General features: G+C 68.0%; 15 protein-coding genes. 10 read left to right on the forward strand and 5 right to left on the reverse strand.

Translation table 11 applies throughout. The features are described 5' to 3' along the window. Both NMP03_RS01650 and fdxA read left to right on the forward strand, forming a co-directional pair. A complete protein-coding gene (locus NMP03_RS01650; protein ID WP_256506814.1) occupies window positions 1-333 on the forward strand; it encodes an RNA-binding S4 domain-containing protein in 333 nt (110 codons plus the stop codon). A gap of 37 nt (window positions 334-370) precedes the next feature. Continuing rightward, a complete protein-coding gene (gene fdxA / locus NMP03_RS01655; RefSeq protein WP_033922413.1) occupies window positions 371-712 on the forward strand; it encodes a ferredoxin FdxA in 342 nt (113 codons plus the stop codon). Between the two features lie 123 nt (window positions 713-835). Here fdxA and NMP03_RS01660 read toward each other — a convergent pair whose 3' ends face one another. Continuing rightward, the gene (locus NMP03_RS01660) at window positions 836-1,825 is read right to left on the reverse strand and encodes a mannose-1-phosphate guanylyltransferase (protein ID WP_256507972.1); all 990 of its coding nucleotides are present in this window, start codon (window positions 1,823-1,825) and stop codon (window positions 836-838) included. A 231-nt stretch (window positions 1,826-2,056) separates the two neighbouring features. Between NMP03_RS01660 and NMP03_RS01665 the strand changes: the two genes are divergently transcribed. Genes NMP03_RS01665 through NMP03_RS01685 form a run of 5 tightly spaced genes read left to right on the forward strand, consistent with a single transcriptional unit; the run spans window position 2,057 to window position 9,681 of the window. After that, entirely contained in the window at window positions 2,057-3,445 is a 1,389-nt protein-coding gene (locus tag NMP03_RS01665) for a TIGR03013 family XrtA/PEP-CTERM system glycosyltransferase (protein WP_256506815.1), read from the forward strand. After that, entirely contained in the window at window positions 3,435-5,498 is a 2,064-nt protein-coding gene (prsK, locus tag NMP03_RS01670; protein WP_256506816.1) for an XrtA/PEP-CTERM system histidine kinase PrsK, read from the forward strand. The genes NMP03_RS01665 and prsK overlap by 11 nt, the downstream gene beginning before the upstream one ends. Window positions 5,499-5,506: 8 nt before the next feature. Continuing rightward, window positions 5,507-6,850 carry a PEP-CTERM-box response regulator transcription factor gene (prsR, locus tag NMP03_RS01675; protein ID WP_256507973.1) on the forward strand — a complete coding sequence of 448 codons (1,344 nt, stop codon included), beginning with the start codon at window positions 5,507-5,509 and terminating at the stop codon, window positions 6,848-6,850. Continuing rightward, window positions 6,834-8,816: a tetratricopeptide repeat protein gene (locus NMP03_RS01680; protein ID WP_256506817.1), complete on the forward strand. Its 1,983-nt coding sequence runs from the start codon at window positions 6,834-6,836 to the stop codon at window positions 8,814-8,816. The genes prsR and NMP03_RS01680 overlap by 17 nt, the downstream gene beginning before the upstream one ends. A gap of 49 nt (window positions 8,817-8,865) precedes the next feature. Continuing rightward, entirely contained in the window at window positions 8,866-9,681 is an 816-nt protein-coding gene (locus tag NMP03_RS01685; RefSeq protein ID WP_256506818.1) for an ATP-binding protein, read from the forward strand. On the opposite strand, the gene NMP03_RS01690 is transcribed toward NMP03_RS01685, so the two are convergent. The 3 genes from NMP03_RS01690 to NMP03_RS01700 are packed head-to-tail and all read right to left on the reverse strand — an operon-like array spanning window position 9,678 to window position 12,056. Then, complete coding sequence (locus tag NMP03_RS01690) at window positions 9,678-9,965, reverse strand: type II toxin-antitoxin system RelE/ParE family toxin (protein WP_256506819.1); 288 nt, start codon at window positions 9,963-9,965, stop codon at window positions 9,678-9,680. The two genes, NMP03_RS01685 and NMP03_RS01690, sit on opposite strands and share 4 nt — an antisense overlap. Further along, window positions 9,965-10,243, reverse strand: a complete 279-nt coding sequence (locus NMP03_RS01695) for a ribbon-helix-helix domain-containing protein (RefSeq protein WP_256506820.1) — start codon at window positions 10,241-10,243, stop codon at window positions 9,965-9,967. The genes NMP03_RS01690 and NMP03_RS01695 overlap by 1 nt, the downstream gene beginning before the upstream one ends. Before the next feature lie 31 nt (window positions 10,244-10,274). Further along, window positions 10,275-12,056 carry an ABC-F family ATP-binding cassette domain-containing protein gene (locus NMP03_RS01700; protein ID WP_256506821.1) on the reverse strand — a complete coding sequence of 594 codons (1,782 nt, stop codon included), beginning with the start codon at window positions 12,054-12,056 and terminating at the stop codon, window positions 10,275-10,277. 136 nt (window positions 12,057-12,192) lie between these two features. Between NMP03_RS01700 and NMP03_RS01705 the strand changes: the two genes are divergently transcribed. The 3 genes from NMP03_RS01705 to NMP03_RS01715 are packed head-to-tail and all read left to right on the forward strand — an operon-like array spanning window position 12,193 to window position 14,616. Continuing rightward, window positions 12,193-12,507, forward strand: coding sequence for a hypothetical protein (locus NMP03_RS01705; RefSeq protein WP_256506822.1), 315 nt, complete (start codon window positions 12,193-12,195; stop codon window positions 12,505-12,507). 25 nt (window positions 12,508-12,532) lie between these two features. Then, window positions 12,533-13,210, forward strand: coding sequence for a response regulator transcription factor (locus tag NMP03_RS01710; RefSeq protein WP_256506823.1), 678 nt, complete (start codon window positions 12,533-12,535; stop codon window positions 13,208-13,210). A gap of 2 nt (window positions 13,211-13,212) precedes the next feature. After that, on the forward strand, window positions 13,213-14,616 hold the full coding sequence (locus NMP03_RS01715; RefSeq protein WP_406698072.1) for a sensor histidine kinase: 1,404 nt from the start codon (window positions 13,213-13,215) through the stop codon (window positions 14,614-14,616). Window positions 14,617-14,739: 123 nt separating this feature from the next. On the opposite strand, the gene NMP03_RS01720 is transcribed toward NMP03_RS01715, so the two are convergent. Continuing rightward, on the reverse strand, window positions 14,740-16,878 hold the full coding sequence (locus tag NMP03_RS01720) for a TonB-dependent receptor (protein WP_406698403.1): 2,139 nt from the start codon (window positions 16,876-16,878) through the stop codon (window positions 14,740-14,742). Window positions 16,879-16,911: the final 33 nt, after the last annotated feature.

Genomic DNA, 16,911 nt, shown 5'->3' on the forward strand with positions numbered 1-16,911 from the left:
ATGGGGGCTAGCAGGGGGGCTAGCGCGGCGGCGGGGGCCGAGATGCGGCTCGACCTGTTTCTGTGGTATGCGCGCTTTGCCAAGTCGCGATCGATCGCGCAGCGAATCGCCGAGGCGGGTACCTTGCGGCTCGATGGCCGGCGGATCGAGCGTAGTTCGGCGTGCGTCCGGGTCGGGTCGGTGCTGGCGTTTCCGCTGCACGGCAATGTCCGGGTGGTCCGGATCGAAGCGCTGCCAGCACGCCGCGGACCGCCGGCCGAGGCCGCCTTGCATTACACCGCACTGGACCTTGCCAGCTCCAAGGGCGTTGACGTTCAGCATGGTGCGGCATAGCAGCATCCCCGACCCGCCTTCTGGAGCAACACTGCCAATGACCTACGTCGTCACCGACGCCTGCATCCGCTGCAAGTATATGGATTGCGTCGAGGTCTGCCCCGTCGATTGCTTCTATGAGGGCGAGAATATGCTGGTGATCAACCCCAGCGAATGCATCGATTGCGGCGTTTGCGAACCCGAATGCCCAGCCGAGGCGATCCTGCCCGACACCGAGAGCGGGCTCGAACAATGGCTCGAGCTCAACAACACCTTCTCGGCGCAATGGCCCAACGTCACGCGCAACGCCGGCCAGACCCCCGACGACGCTGACGCGTTCAAGGGCGTCGCGAACAAGTTCGAAGAGCATTTCTCCGCCGAACCCGGCGCCGGCGACTGACTTCTTCCCCCCTCCCGCTTGCGGGAGGGGTCGGGGGAGGGGATGTTTATGATCCCCAAGGCAGTGGCGGCTTAGGACACGCCCTCCCCTAGCCCCTCCCGCAGGCGGGAGGGGAATATGGCCCTATTTCTTCATCGCTTCGAGCAGCCGCTTGACCTCCTGGCTGCGCCCGCGCGGCAGGATCAGCACGTCGTCGCCGCTCGCGACCACGATCAGGTCCGACACGCCGACCAGCGCGACCCGCTTGCCGTCGGCACGGACGAAGCAATTGGCGGTCTCGATCGCCACCACGTCGCCGCGGCAGACGTTGCCGCCAGCATCGCCCTCGCTGATCGCGTGCAGCGCGTCCCAGCTGCCGACGTCGCTCCAGCCCATCGCCACCGGCACCACCGCGACGCGATCGGCCTTTTCCATCACCGCATAGTCGATCGAATCGGAGGGCGAGGCGGCGAAGGCCTCGGCATCGGGCCAGATCCGGTTCCCCTCGCGCCGCGCCTTTTCCATCGATTGCTCGGCTGCCGCGAGCATGTCGGGGGCATGCGCCGCGAGCGCCGCCAGATACATGTCGGCGCGGAACAGGAAGATGCCGCCGTTCCACGCATGGTCGCCGCTGGCGACCATCGCCTCGGCCTGCTCGCGCGGCGGCTTCTCGACGAAGCGTTCGACGCGGTGGACCCCGGCAGCGATCGCCTCACCGACCTGGATATAGCCATAGCCCGTCTCGGGCGCGTCAGGGGTGATCCCGAAAGTCACGAGCCAACCTTCAGAAACCATCGGGATCGCGCGGTGGATCGCGGCGTGGAAGGCGGGCAGGTCGGCGATGACATGGTCCGACGGCATCACCAGCAGCGGCTGCGCACCGCCGCCCGCGGCAATCGCCGCCAGCGCGATCGCGGGGGCGGTGTTGCGGCCCGCGGGCTCGAGGATCAGCGACGCCGCGACGGCATCGACTGCGGCGAGCTGCGCGTCGATCAGGTCGGCATGATAGGCGTTGGCGACGACGATCGGCGGCGCGAAGCGCTCGGCGATCCCCGCGCGCTGCGCGGTCAGCTGGAGCATCGTCTGGTCGGCGGTCAGCGCGAGCAGCTGCTTGGGCATTTCTGGCCGCGACATCGGCCATAATCGCGTGCCCGATCCGCCGGAAAGGATGACGGGGATGATCGGGTTCGACGATGTCATGCAGCAGTCTTTCTTTAGGGTGCCGCCGCTATAGGCGGACCAACGGCGCAGGGAAAGCGGTCAAGGTTGGTAGCAAACGCGCGGCGTTCAGCTTTTCTTCGTCAATTGTTGGCATCTCCGACATGTGTCGGCCAACCTTACATATCTGCCTGCGGAGCGAGCGCGATGATCCGCCTGTTCAAGCATTATGTGCCGAACGCGGTGCTGCTGCTGGCGCTGCTCGATTTCCTGTGTCTGATCGCCGCTGCCGAGTTCGGCTGGCAGTATCGCGTGCGCGAACTGGGGCTCGATCCCGAGGCGTTCACGACCCGCATCCCGCAATTGCTGAGCTTCGCCGCGAGCCTTGGCACCGCGATGATCGCGGTCGGCGCGTACAGCCCCGAGGCGCTGACATCGATGCGCGTGGCCGCCGCACGGCTGATCGTCGCGGTGTCGCTGGGGACGATCTTCCTGGCGGTGCTGTTCTTCCTGGTGCCTGCGCTCACCTTCTGGCGCTCGAACCTCCTCTACGCGATGATCGCGGCGATCGGGCTGTTGTTCGTGCTGCGGCTGCTGATTGGCAAGACGCTGGGCGGGCAAATATTCAAACGCCGTGTAGTGGTGCTCGGTGCGGGCCCGCGGGCGGCGCGGCTGAAGGCGCTGGCGCGCGCGCCCGGTGCGGGCTTCGTCGTCGTCGGCTATGTCTCGATGAGCGAGGCCAACCGGGTGATCCCCGAGGCGATCGCGCGCGATGCGATCTTCAACCTTGCCGATCATGTCGTGCTGCTCAACGCCTATGAGGTCGTGCTGGCGCTCGAGGAGCGCCGCAACGCGCTGCCGCTCAAGGACCTGGTGCGGATCAAGACCACCGGTGTGCATGTGAACGAAATCTCGACCTTCCTCGAGCGCGAAACCGGGCGGGTCGATCTCGACAGCCTCAACCCGTCCTGGCTGATCTTCTCCGACGGCTTTTCGTCGGGGCGGATGTTTTCGAGCGTGTTCAAGCGGCTGTTCGACCTGACCGCCAGCCTGATCCTGCTGGCGCTGACGCTGCCGGTGATCCTGTTGATGGCGCTGGTGGTGAAGCTCACCAGCAGGGGCCCGGCCTTCTATCGCCAGCGCCGCGTCGGGCTGTACAGCCAGGGCTTCGACATCGTGAAGCTACGCTCGATGCGAGTCGATGCCGAGGTGCCGGGGCAGGCGGTATGGGCCGAGAAGGACGATCCGCGGATCACCGCGGTCGGCCGATTCATCCGCAAGACGCGGATCGACGAGCTGCCGCAATGCTGGAGCGTGCTCAAGGGCGAGATGAGCTTCGTCGGCCCGCGCCCCGAGCGCCCGCAATTCGTCGACGATCTCGAACAGCAGCTGCCTTATTATGCCGAGCGCCACATGGTGAAGCCCGGAATCACCGGCTGGGCGCAGATCAACTATCCCTATGGTGCCTCGATCGAGGATTCGCGGCAGAAGCTCGAATACGATCTATACTACGCCAAGAACTATTCGCCCTTTCTCGACATCCTGATCCTGTTGCAGACGATCCGCGTGGTGCTGTGGCCCGAGGGTGCGCGGTGACCCGGCGATGATCGCCTTCCTGGTATTGTGGAGCCACGCGCTGGCGGCGCTGGCGTTCGCAGCGCTCGCATTGTCCACCACCCGGCAGCCGGCGGGGTCGGGGCGCATCGTGCTCGCGGTTGCCTTTGCGGCGACTGGCTTGTGGGCGTTGGCGGTAGCCGGCATCGGCGGCGACGCCGCGGTTACCCAGCTGATCAATATTGCTCGCAACCTCGCCTGGTTGGTCGTCGTCCACTGGCTGTACCGGCGCGGGCACGCTGCAGCTGGGCCGGCGGCGGCGGTGTTTCACCTCACCGTGTCGGCGGTGCTGGCGATCGGGGGATTGTTGACCGCGATGGCCGCCCAAGGCGGCGGCGCGGTATCGACCGCCGCGATGCTCGAAGCCGGCTATATCCTGCGGCTGCTGGGGTCGATCGGCGCCCTGGTGATGACGCGCAACGCATATGCCGCGTTTGCCAGCGGTGCGCCGCGGGCACTGGCGCGGGTGGCGGCGGCGATGTGGCTGGTCGAGGTAAATCTGCTGACACTCGCCTGGGCGACACAGGACTGGCCGCCCGAGCTGGTGGCGGCGCGCGGCATCGTGCTGGTGGGGCTCGCCGCGGTGCTCGCGGTGGCGCTGCAGCGCGGCGGCGCGCGTCCGGTGCAATTGTCGCGCGCGGCGGCGATGCAATCGCTCTCGCTGCTGGCGATCCTCGGCTATTTTGCGCTGCTCGCCGCCGTGACCGGCGGGCTTCAGATGATCGGCGGCGGGCATGCGCGGCTATGGCAGACCGCCTTCGTCTGCGGATCGACCGCAGCGGCGCTGGCGGTCCTGTCGACCGGATGGCTCCGCGCCTGGACTCGCGTGAAGCTCGCTAAGCACCTGTTCCGTCACCGTTATGACTATCGCGCCGAATGGCTGCGCTTCACCGATACGCTGGGCAAACCCGAGGATATCGCGCCGCTCGACGAGCGGATGGTCAAGGCGATCGCCGATCTGACCGATTCGCCCGCGGGATTGCTGCTCGTTCCCGACGCTGGCGGGCTCGGCATGGGGGCGGCGTGGAACTGGGAGGTCGCCGCGCTGCCCGCCACCGCCACCGCACCCGAACTGGTCCGCCATCTCGAAGCCACCGGGCGGATCGTCGAACTCGACGAGGTGCGCGCCGGGCGCAGCCCCGCCGAGGACAGCGACGCGGTGCCGCAATGGCTGATCGACTTGCCCGACGCCTGGGTGGTGGTGCCGCTGCCGCACCTCGCCACGCTGGCTGGCGTGATCGTGCTCGCGCGCCCGCCGATCGATCGCGCGCTCGATTGGGAGGATTTCGACCTGCTCAAGGTCGTCGGCCGCCAAGTCGCGAGCTACCTCGCCGAAGCGCGCGCACAGGCGCGGCTGACCGAGGCCGAGCGGTTCGAGGAGTTCAACCGCCGATTCGCCTTCATCCTGCACGACATCAAGAACCTCGTCAGCCAGCTCAGCCTGGTCGCGCGCAATGCCGAGCGGCATGCCGACAATCCGGCGTTCCGCGCCGACATGGTCGCGACGCTCAACGAATCGGCGACTCGGATGACCGACCTGATCGCGCGGCTGTCGCAGGCGCAACCGCCGCGCGCCGATCCGCCGCGACCGGTGCCGGTATTCGCGTTGGCGCAGGCGATCGCGGGCGCGCGGAGGCTGGTCCATCCGGTGGTGGTGACCGGCGCATCGGATGTCCTTGCGCTCGCCGACCCCACCCGGCTCGAACAAGTGCTCCATCATCTGGTCCAGAACGCGGTCGAGGCGAGCGCGCCGGGCGAGCCCGTTGGAATCGCGATTTCCTACCATCCCGATCGCGTGGTGATCGAGGTGATCGACCGCGGTTGCGGCATGTCGCCTGCATTCGTGCGCGACCGGCTGTTCAAGCCGTTCGTGTCGACCAAGGCGAGCGGCTTCGGGATCGGCGCGTTCGAGGCACGCCAGCACGCGGTGGCGATGGGCGGCACGCTCGAGGTGACCAGCCGCGAGGGCGAAGGGAGCTGCTTCCGCCTGACGCTGCCGATCGCAACCGCCGGCACGCTGGAACGCGCGGCGTGAGCGAGCCGATGCGCAAATTGCTGATCGTCGAGGACGATACCGGGCTCCAGCGCCAGCTGCGCTGGGCTTATGAAGGCTATGAGGTGTTGGTCGCGGGCGACCGCGCCTCGGCGATGACGCTGCTGCGCGCCGAGGAGCCCGCGGTCGTCACGCTCGACCTGGGGCTGCCCCCCGATCCCGACGGCACCAGCGAGGGGTTCGCCGCGCTCGCCGAGATGCTCGCGCTCAAACCCGACCTCAAGGTGATCGTCGCATCGGGCCATGGCGCGCACGAAAGCGCGCTGCGGGCGATCGCCGAGGGTGCCTATGATTTCTACGCCAAGCCGATCGACATCGACGCGCTGGGGCTGATCGTCGTGCGTGCGTTTCACGTCCACGCGCTCGAGGCCGAGAACCGGCGGCTGGCGGCGCGCGTCGATCGCGGCGCGGCGCTGGGCGGGTTGGTGACCGCGGCGCCCGAGATGCTCAAGGTCACGCGGACGATCGAGCGCGTCGCCGCCGCCGACGTCTCGGTGATGCTGCTCGGCGCGAGCGGCACCGGCAAGGAGGTGCTGGCGCGGGGGCTGCACGACGCCTCGCCGCGGCGAAAGGGCGCGTTCGTCGCGATCAACTGCGCGGCGATCCCCGAGACGTTGCTCGAAAGCGAGCTGTTCGGGCATGAAAAGGGCGCGTTCACCGGCGCGATCAAGACCACCGAGGGCAAGATCGAGCAGGCATCGGGGGGCACCTTGTTCCTCGACGAGATCGGCGATGTGCCGCTGCCGCTGCAGGTGAAGCTGCTGCGCTTCCTGCAGGAGCGCGTGGTCGAGCGGGTCGGCGGGCGCAAGCCGATCGCGGTCGACACGCGGATCGTCTGCGCGACACACCAGGATATCGATGCCATGGTCGCCGCGGGGCGGTTCCGCGAGGACCTTTATTACCGGCTCGCCGAGATCGTCGTGCGCATTCCGTCGCTCGCCGAGCGTGCAGGCGACGCGGTCCTGCTGGCGCGGCATTTCCTGCGCCGCCATGCCGAGGCGATGAAGAGCGGGGTCAAGGGTTTCGCCCCCGATGCGGTGAGCGCGATCGAGGGGTGGGGCTGGCCGGGCAATGTCCGTGAGCTCGAGAACCGGGTGAAGCGCGCGGTGATCATGGCCGACGGCACGCGGGTGACCGCCGCCGACCTCGACCTAGGCGAGCGCGACGCCGCGTTGCCGATCAACCTGCGCGCGGTGCGCGAGGCCGCCGATCGCGGCGCGATCGCGCAGGCCTTGGCGCGCGCCGAGGGTAACATCTCGGGCACCGCGCGGTTGCTAGGGATCAGCCGGCCGACGCTATACGACCTTATGAAGAATTATGGCCTCCAGCCGTAGCGCCCGCCGGACGCTGCGACGGCGGATGGCGATCGGGGTGCTGGTGGTTGCCGCGCTGCTGGCCGCGATCTTCGTTGCGCGCGCGCGGTGGCCCGAGCGCAGCGATCGCGCGGGATCGGATGCGGCGATCGCGCGCGCGCTGGGTGAGCTCCAGACGGGTAACCCGAGCGCGGCGGTCGCAGCGGCGCATGAAGCGGTCCTTGCCGATCCGGCGCACGGGCTGGCGCACGCGGTGCTGGCGCGGACGCTGCTCGCGCTCGACGACGGAGTCGGTGCGGCGGCGGCGCTCGATCGCGCGGCGAAGGCAGGGTTCGACATGCGCCGCGTCGCGCAATTGCGTGCGCATGCGAGCTATCTCCAGGGTGATGCCGAAGCGGCATTGGCCGAAGTCGGACGCAGCCATCCGCGCTACGCCGTCTATGCCGATCGCATTCGTGCGCTGGCGCTCGCCGACCAAGGCGACACCGATCGCGCACGCGCGCTGCTCGATGCGGCGACGGCTGCCCGGCCGGGCGACTGGGCGGGGTGGGTGGCGCTTGCGCGGTTCCGGCAGGATATCGGTGACGAAGGCGGGGCGATCGCCGCGAGCGAACGCGCGATTGCTGCTGATCGGCGGCAGGTCGATACGCTGCGGCTGCGCGGCGAGATGGTGCGCAGCCAGTTCGGGCCGGTCGCGGCCTTGCCCTGGTTCGAGCAGGCGGCTGCCCGCGATCCGCGGCATTTCGGCGCGTTGATCGCCTATGCCGCGACGCTCGGCGACATCGGTCGCACGCGCGAGATGCTCGCGACAGTACGCCGCGCCGAAGCGGTTCGCCCAGGGGATCCGCAGGCACTGTATCTGCAGGCGGTGCTGGCGGCGCGCGCTGGGCGCTTCGCCCTCGCTGAATCGGTCGTCCAGCGGCTGGGCGGCGCGGGCGAATCGATGCCCGGGGTGCTGCTGCTCAAGGGGGTGGTCGACATCAAGGCCGGACGCCTCGAACAGGCGATCGCGACGCTGCGCAGCTTGATCGACCGCCAGCCACGTAATTTCACCGCGCGCCGGCTGCTCGCGGCGGCGCTCGCGCGATCCGACGCTTCGCGCGCCGCGATCGACGCGCTGCGCCCGGTCATCGAACGCAGCGATGCCGACAGCTATGCGCTGGTCACCGCCGCGCGCGCGTTCGAGCGGATCGGCGAACGCGACCCCGCCGCCGGGCTGCTCGATCGCGCCGCGGTGCCCGCGCGCGGCGGATCGGGGGCGTTTGTCGGCGGGACCAATCTCAGCGCTGCGCTGGCGAGCGCTCGGCGGGCGCGGGGGGCGGCCGGACCGACGATCGCCTATGTCCGTGCGATGGTGCGGAGCGGCGATCTGGAGGGGGCGCTTGCCGAGGCGCGAGCGCTGGCGGGGCGCTATCCGGGGTTGCCCGCGGCGCATATCGCGATCGGTGACGTAGCGATGCTGGCGCGCCAGCCGACGCCTGCCGCGCAGGCCTTTGCCCGCGCCGCCTCGCTGCGCTTCGACGAGCCCGCGATGCTCCGGCTGGTCGAGGCGCAGGACGCCGCCGGGCAGCGCGGCGAGGCGGCGAACACGCTCGCGCTGTTCGTGTCGCAGCATCCGGGCAACCTCGCGGCGCTGCGCCTCAGCGCGGCGTGGCAGCTCGCGGGTGGCGAACCCGGCAGCGCGATCGACAGCTTTGCGGCGATCCGAGCCGTGGCAGGGAATCGCGACGCGGCGGTGCTGCTGGGGTCGGCGACGGCGCATCTCGCGATAGGCGAGACAGACCGGGCGCTCGAATTCGCGCGCGACGCCTATGCGTTGCAGCCACAGAACCCGATGGTCGCCGATGCCTATGGCGAAGCGTTGCGCGCCAGCGGTGATCGCCAGGGGGCGGTGCAGTTGCTCCGCAAGGCAGCGGCGATCGCGCCCGGCCATCCCGGAATCGCCGCGCATCTGACGCAGGCGATTGCCGAGCTGCGCGCGTCGTGAGCCGGCGTATCGCTTGACCGTTTCGCGACTTGCCCCGAAACGACCCGGCATGGGAAATGCCGAAACGCTCAGGCGCATCGCCGACGCACTCGACCGGCTGGCACCGCCGCGCGCCGCCACCGCCGATCCGCTTGCGCACCCCGCCTATGTCTGGCGCGGTGGTGCGCTGACGGCCGCGCGGTCGTTCGTGCCGCTGCCGATCGACCGGCTGGTGGGGATCGATGCGCAGAAGGCGACGTTGCTTGCCAATCTGCGCCGGTTGGCCGCGGGCCACGCGGCGCAGGACGCGTTGCTATGGGGCGCGCGCGGCATGGGCAAGTCGGCGCTGGTAAAGGCGGTGGTTGGCGCGGTGCAGGCCGAAGGCGGCGCGCTGGCGCTCGTCGAAGCCGGGGCGAGCGAGGTCGGAAGCTTGCCCGCATTGTTCGCGGCGATCGACGGCACCGCGCGCGCGTTCGTGATCTTCGTCGATGACCTGGGCTTCGACACCGCCGCCGATGCGCGGTCGCTGCGCTCTTTGCTCGAGGGCGGGGCCGAGGCGCGGCCTGACAATGCGCGGCTGGTGGTGACCTCGAACCGCCGCCATTTGATCCCGCGCAACCTCGCCGACCAGGAAGACGCGATCAATCAGCGCGACGTGATCGACGACCAATTGGCGCTCGCCGACCGTTTCGGGCTGAGCCTGGGCTTCCACGCGCTCGACCAGGAGGGCTATCTCGCGATCGTGCGGGGCTATTGCCAGGCCGAAGGCCTGCCCTTCGACGCGCACGACGCGGTGCAATGGGCGACGCGGCGCGGCAGCCGGTCGGGGCGGGTGGCGTGGCAATATGTCACCGAGGTCGCCGGGCGCGAGGGGCGGGCGGTCTAGGTCAGGTCAATCGATCGCACGTCGCGCGCCGCATGGATGACCCGGATTATCTCTACGACCTGCTCGACCCGGTAAATCACGAGATAATCGGATACCGAAAGCGTTCGGATCGTCCTGCCCAGTTCCGGACGCGGGGACCCGATCCTAGGATAATCTCCGAGCCTGTTTATCGAGCCTTTGATCCGACCGATCAAGCGTTCGGCCGCTGCTTCATTGTGAGGAGCGATATACCAGAAAACGGCGTCAAGGTCGCCGGTGGCGCTGGGCAGATAATCGACCCGCATTATAGATCGGCGCGCGCTGCCGCCAATCTAGCTTTCCCGCGGCGAATGATGTCCTCGAACCATTCGTCGGTGACGGGCTGCGGATCGCCACTTGCAAGTCCTTCGGCGATCAATCCGCGAAGGCGCGTGATCTCGGCATCGCGGGCATGTTGCCAATAGCGGACTGCTGCGCGCACTGCGGCTTCGGCATCGACATAATCGCCGGCGGCGACGGCACTATCAATGCCACTCGCCTCGTCCTCGTCGATTTCGATCGTGATCTTGCGCACTTCGCCCATGCCGACTCTCCTGCTTTGCGCCGGCAACCTATCACCCCGCCGCGAGCGCTTCCACCTGCTCGGCCAGGGCCAGCCAGCGTGCTTCGGCGGCTTCCTTTTCCTCGCGCGCGCGGGCGATCGTCGCCATCAGCCGGTCGAAGCCGTCATGGTCGCGCGCGTAAAGCTCAGGATCGGCGAGCCGCTCCTCGTCGCGCGCGATCGTCGCCTCCAGCTCCTCGATCCGCTTGGGCAGCAATTCGAAGTCGCGCTGGTCCTTGTAGCTGAGCTTCACCGGCTTCGACTTCGGCGCGTCGGGGCTGGCCTTGCCCGCCTTCTTCGCAGCGACCTGGCGCACCTTCCGCTTGGCTTCCCAATCGGCATAGCCGCCCACCACCATGTCGACCGTGCCCGATCCGTCGAGCCCGATCGTCATCGTCACGGTGCGGTCGAGAAAGTCGCGGTCATGGCTGACGATCAGCACGGTGCCGTCATAATCGGCGATCACTTCCTGCAACAGGTCGAGCGTTTCGAGGTCGAGATCGTTGGTCGGCTCGTCGAGCACCATCAGATTCGATGGCCGCGCGAATTCGCGCGCCAGCAGCAATCGCGACCGTTCGCCGCCCGACAGCGTGCCGATCTTGGCCTCGACCATCGTCGGTTCGAACAGGAATTCCTTCAGATAGCCGTGGATATGCTTGCGCACCCCCAGGACGTCGATCCATTCGCCGCCATCGGCGACGACTTCGCGCACCGTCTTCTCGGGCTCCATCTTGCTGCGCTGCTGGTCGATGATCACCGGATCGAGCGTCTTGGCGAGGCGGATGTGCCCGCTATCGGGTTCGATCTCGCCGGTCAGCAGCTTGAGCAGCGTCGATTTGCCCGCGCCGTTCTTGCCGACGATGCCGATCCGGTCGCCGCGGGTGATCCGCAGCGTCAGGTCGTTGATGATCGTGCGGTCGCCATAGCCCTTTGTCACGCCCTTGGCGTCGATCACCACCTTGGTCTTGGAATTGTCGGCAGCGGTCGTCAGGTTCGCCGCGCCCGCGGGGCCGGTCATCGCCGCGCGCTCGGCACGCATTTCGTACAGCTTGGTCAGCCGCCCCTGATTGCGCTTGCGCCGCCCGGTCACCCCGCGTTGGAGCCAATGTTCCTCCAGCTTCAGTCGCGCGTCGAGCTTCTCGGCATTGCGCTGTTCGTCGGCATAGACCTGCTCGGTCCAGGCATCGAACCCGCCAAAGCCGATCTCGGCGCGACGCATCGAACCGCGATCGAGCCACAGGGTCTGCTTGGTCAGCCGCGTCAGGAAGGTACGGTCATGGCTGATGACGACGAACGCGCCACGATAACGGTTCAGCCATTCCTCGAGCCATTCGATCGCGTGGATGTCGAGATGATTGGTCGGCTCGTCGAGCAGCAGCACATCGGGATCCTGCGCCAGCGCGCGCGCGATGCCCGCACGCCGCCGTTCACCACCGCTCGCGGTCGCGGCCTCGCGGCTCAGGTCGATGCCGAGCTGGTCGGCGATCGATTCGGCCTCATGCCGCGCGGGCGCATCGTCGCCCGACAGCACATAGTCCATCAGCGTCAGGCAGCCGGTCATCCGCGGCTCCTGTTCGAGCGTGACGACGTTGGTGCCGGGCACGATGACCCGGCGACCCTCATCGGCCTCGACCTGGCCGCCGAGCAACTTGAGCAAGGTCGTCTTGCCCGCGCCGTTACGGCCGATCAGCGCGATGCGGTCGCGCCCGCCGATATGGATGTCGAGGTTGCGAAAGAGCCAACCCGAGCCTTGTACGAGGCCGAGATTTTCGAATGCGAGAAGGGGTGCTGCCATGATGGGGACGCTCTAGGGCGCGGACGGTTTAGCGGCAATGGGTGCGTGCCGCGTTGCCATTTCGCCACGCGCGCGTTGCCGAATGGCGACGTTTCCATTCAGAGGCTGTTCAACGCCCGAACCCTATGCAAAGCCGATGACAATGTCGGCGATGCGTGGTTTTCTTGGCATAGCGTGCCTGCTGGTTCCGTTCGGCGCGGTAGCCGGCGAACCGTCGCAGCGGCAGCGCGACCATGACGCGGTGCGCGAGGCGCGGATGCAGGGACGGCTGCTGCCGCTGCGCGAGATCGAGCGGCGCGTGGTGCCGCAGCTGCGCGGTGCGCGCTATCTCGGCTTTGAATTCGATTCGGGAAGTTCGGTTTACACGCTGAAGTTCCTGCGCGATGGCAATGTGATCTGGGTGTCGGTCGACGGGCGTTCGGGGCAGGTCCTCGGGCGTTCGGGCAACTGACGACCCCCACGCGGAAGGAACAACGATGCGCGTCTTGATCGTCGAGGATGAACCCAATCTGCGCCAGCAGCTCAGCAACACGCTGGTGGGGGCGGGCTATGCCGTCGATCAGGCAAGCGATGGCGAGGAAGGCCATTATCTCGGCTCGACCGAGCAATATGACGCGATCATCCTCGATCTGGGGTTGCCCGAGGTCGATGGGCTGACGGTGCTCGATCGTTGGCGCAAGGAGGGCAAGACCACGCCGGTGCTGGTGCTCACCGCGCGCGACAGCTGGTCGGACAAGGTCGCCGGGCTCGACGCAGGCGCAGATGATTATGTCGCTAAGCCCTTCCAGAGCGAGGAACTGATCGCCCGCCTGCGCGCGCTTATCCGCCGCGCTTCGGGCAACGCCTCGGCCGAGCTGACCGCGGGCGATATCCGCCTCGACACGCGCAGCGGCAAGGTCACGCGCGCGGGCGAGCCGGTGAAGCTGACCGCGCAGGAATATAAACTGCTGAGCTATCTGCTCCACCACAAGGGCAAGGTCGTCAGCCGCACCGAGCTGATCGAGCACATCTACGACCAGGATTTCGATCGCGATTCGAACACGATCGAGGTGTTCGTGACGCGGATCCGCAAGAAACTGGGCAGCGACGTCATCACCACGATCCGCGGCATGGGCTACAGCCTCGACGAGCCTGGCACGCCGCCGCCGGCCTGATCATGGCGTCGACGCTCCCTGGCGAAGACGTGGCCGCCGCCGCGCCACACGATCGGCCGCGTCCCTATGTCCGCGTGACCGGATCGCTAAGCCGGCGGATGATCGTCATCGCCAGCGCGTGGATCCTGCTGCTGCTGACGGGCGGCGGCTTCGCGCTCGACCGTGTGCTGTCGAGCGCGATCACCCGCAGCTTCGACGAACAGCTCGATTATCTGCTGACCTCGATGATCGTGTCGGCAGAGATCGGCCCCGATGGCCAGGTCGAGTTCAGCCGCGAGCTGGCCGACCAGGGGTTTTTCGAACCCTATTCGGGGCTGTATTGGCAGGTCAGCGGCGCGGGGTTCGACCCCAAGCCTTCGCGCTCGCTGTGGGACCGCCGGCTGCGGGTGACCGATCACGCGCCCAAGGGCTCGGCGCATTATTATGACTCCGAAGAATTTGCCGACGAGAAGCTCCGCGTTGCCGAGCGCGACGTAAGGCTGCCCGGATCGAAAGTGTGGTGGCGCTTCCAGATCGCGCAGAAGCGTGAACTGCTCGACGCGCAGATATTGGCGCTGCGCGAAACGCTGATCCGCAGCTTCCTGCTGCTCGGGGTCGGGCTGATCCTGATGGTGGCGCTGCAGACCTGGTACGGGCTGTTGCCGCTGCGCCATCTGCAACGCGAGCTCGCCAAGATGCGCGGGGGCAAGGCGGCGCGGATCGACGGGCCGATGCCCGCCGAGGTCGCGCCGATCATCGAGGAGCTCAACGACCTGATCTCGCACAACGAGCGCCAGGCCGAAGAAGCGCGGCGCCACGCGGGCAACCTCGCGCACGCACTCAAGACCCCGCTGACGGTGATCATGAACGCCGCGACCGCGGGCGCCGACGACCTGCCCGAGACGGTGGTGCGCGAGGCGCGGACGATGCGACGCCAGGTCGATCACCATCTCGCGCGCGCGCGCGCGGTGGGACGGCGCGGCAGCGCGCATAGCCGCGCCGAGGTGTGGCCCAGTATTCAGGCGGTCGAGCGCGCGGTCGCGCGGCTGTACCAGCATGTCCGGATCGACGTCGACGGGCGCAAGGACCTTGTCGCGCATATCGAGCGGCAGGATCTCGACGAAATGCTCGGCAATTTGGTCGAGAACGCCGCGAAATATGGCGGCGGCAGCGTGTTCATCACCGCACGCGCCGAGGCGGGGTTCGTCGAAATCCTGGTCGAGGACGACGGGGTGGGGATTCCCGAAAGCGACCGCATCCGCATCTTCGATCGCGGGGTGCGGCTCGACAGCGGCAAGCCCGGCACCGGTCTGGGGCTGGCAATCGTGCGCGACGTCGCCGAGATTTACGACGGGACGGTGAGCCTCGAGGAGAGCGAGGATCTGGGCGGGCTGATGGTGCGGCTCAGGTTGCCGGCGGCGCGGTAGTTATTTCTCCCCTCCCTGGAAGGGAGGGGTTGGGGGTGGGTTGGCTGCTTGTAGGGCGACGCGCTTGCCAACAGACCGACCCACGCCCTCCCCTCCCTTGACCAGGGAGGGGAGGGAGTCCCCCTACAGCTGGAACCGCACCGTCGCGCGCAGGTCACGCCCTGCCAGCGGCGCGAAGTCCTTGAGGAAGCTCGCGTGGCGGCGTGCCTCGACGTCGAACAGGTTGGTCGCCTGCAGCAGCAAGGTCGTCGCATTGCCGCGTCCGAACGGGCGGAACGACAGCGAGGCGTTGACCATCGTATAGTCTGCGGTCGGCAGCTCGAAATCGGTCACGCGGTTCTGTTCGAACACATGCTCGACCTCGACCCGCCCGCCGAACTGCTCGGCTTGCGCTTCGAGACCGCCCAGCAAGCGCGCCGCCGGGATGCGCGGCGCGGGGCCGACCCCGGTGATCGTCGTGCGGACATAATCGGCTAGGCCATCGACGTTGATCGCCACCCCCGAAACTTCGGCCAGCTTCGCCGCCGCCTCGACCTCGAAGCCCCAGACGCGGGCATCGGCCTGCGCATACAGGAACACCGGCAGCTCGTCGGCGTCCTCGCCGGTCGGCGACTGATAGATGTAATCGTCGAACCAGTTGTAATAGGCGGCCGCGCCGAAGGTCAGCGGGCCGGCGGTGCCGCGCAGCGTGCCCTCTAGCCCCCAGCTGGTTTCCTTGTCGAAGTCGGGGTTGCCGATCTCGAACGACTGGGTGCCGGCGTGCGGGCCGTTGGCGAACAATTCCTCGGCCGACGGCGCGCGCTCGGTGTGCGAGGCGTTGAGGCCGACGCGGACGGTGTCGCTCAGGCCGACGCTGGCGCCGACCGATCCCGAAAAGGCGTTGAACTCGCGGCGGTTGAGCGGCGTGTCCAGATCGGCATCGGGCTGCGCCTTGAGCTGGGTATTCTCGAAGCGGCCCCCCACTTCGGCGCGCACCGCGCCGAAATCGAACGACTGCAGCGTGAAGAGGCCGAGCTGCTGCGTCGTGTTGCGCGGCACGAACTTCTCTTCGCCCACCACGCTGAAGTCGCGGATGAAGAATTGCGCGCCGGTCGCGCCCTGCCAACCGCCGCGCTGCGCCTGCACCAGCTCGAGCCGGCCTTCATAGCCCTGGTTGAAGAAGCTGGTGCCGATCTCGCCGGTTTCCTCGAGTTCGTCGTGGCGATAGTCGGCCGCCGCCAGCCGCAGCCGGATGCGATCGAGGAAGCCGCCATCGGTCTCGATCTCGCTGCGGATATCGAACCGGGTCTGCTTCAGGTTCAGCCGGACATTCTCGTGGCCATGGCCTTCTTCGGCTTCGGCCCCTTCTGCGTGGTCGTGATCGTCGCCTTCCTCGTGCTGGAACTCGATCCGCGAGGGCACGCCATAGGTGCTTTCGTAGCGCGTGACCGAGAAGCCCAGGTGACCGCGATCGGTGATCACCGACAGTCCGCCCGCGACTTCCCAGGTTTCGGCGGCGCTGTTGGGCAGGCGACCGCGCAGATTCGCGTTCTCGCGAACCTCGGCTTCGTCGCTGGTCAGCGCGATGCTGCGCAGGCTCGGCGACAGCAGATAGCCGCCGGTGCGCAGGTCGCCGGTGCGCAGATAGGTGCCATCGACATGCGCGACCAGATTGCCGCCGATCCGCGCCTCGACCTCACCCGCGATCGAGCGTTCTTCCGAGGCCGAGCCATAGGTGGCTAGCACATCGGCATGGATGATTTCGTCGGGCAGCCGCCGCGGAATGCGGTTGTCGATCACGTTGACGACGCCGCCGATCGCCGACGACCCGAACAGCAGCGCCGAGGGGCCGCGCAGCACCTCGATCCGTTCGGCGGTGAGCGGGTTGATGACGGGGGCGTGATCGACCGAGTTGGTCGAGGCGTCGATGCTGCCGATGCCGTCGATCATCACGCGAATGCGATCGCCCTGGAAGCCGCGGAGCACCGGGCGCGATGCGTTGGGGCCGAACGAGGTCGACGATACGCCAGGCTGGCGCGCGAGCGTGTCGCCGATGGTGGGGCGCAATTCGCGCGTCAGCACTTCGCCCGACAGCACCGAGGTGCCCGACAGCACGTCGAGCCGATTGCGCTGATAGGGCGCGGTGACGATGATGTCGTTGGGCTGCGCGGTGTGATCGCCGCGCTGCGGCTCGGCGGCGGGCGCGGGGGCGGGCACCGAAGCCGGCGCGGCGCGATCGGTGTCGTTCGACGGCTGCGCCAGCGCGGGCACGGCAACCAGCATCGTCGAGGTCGCAAGCAAGGTACGCAAGAGCAT

The organism is Sphingomonas qomolangmaensis (genome assembly GCF_024496245.1).
Lineage (GTDB): Bacteria > Pseudomonadota > Alphaproteobacteria > Sphingomonadales > Sphingomonadaceae > Sphingomonas > Sphingomonas qomolangmaensis.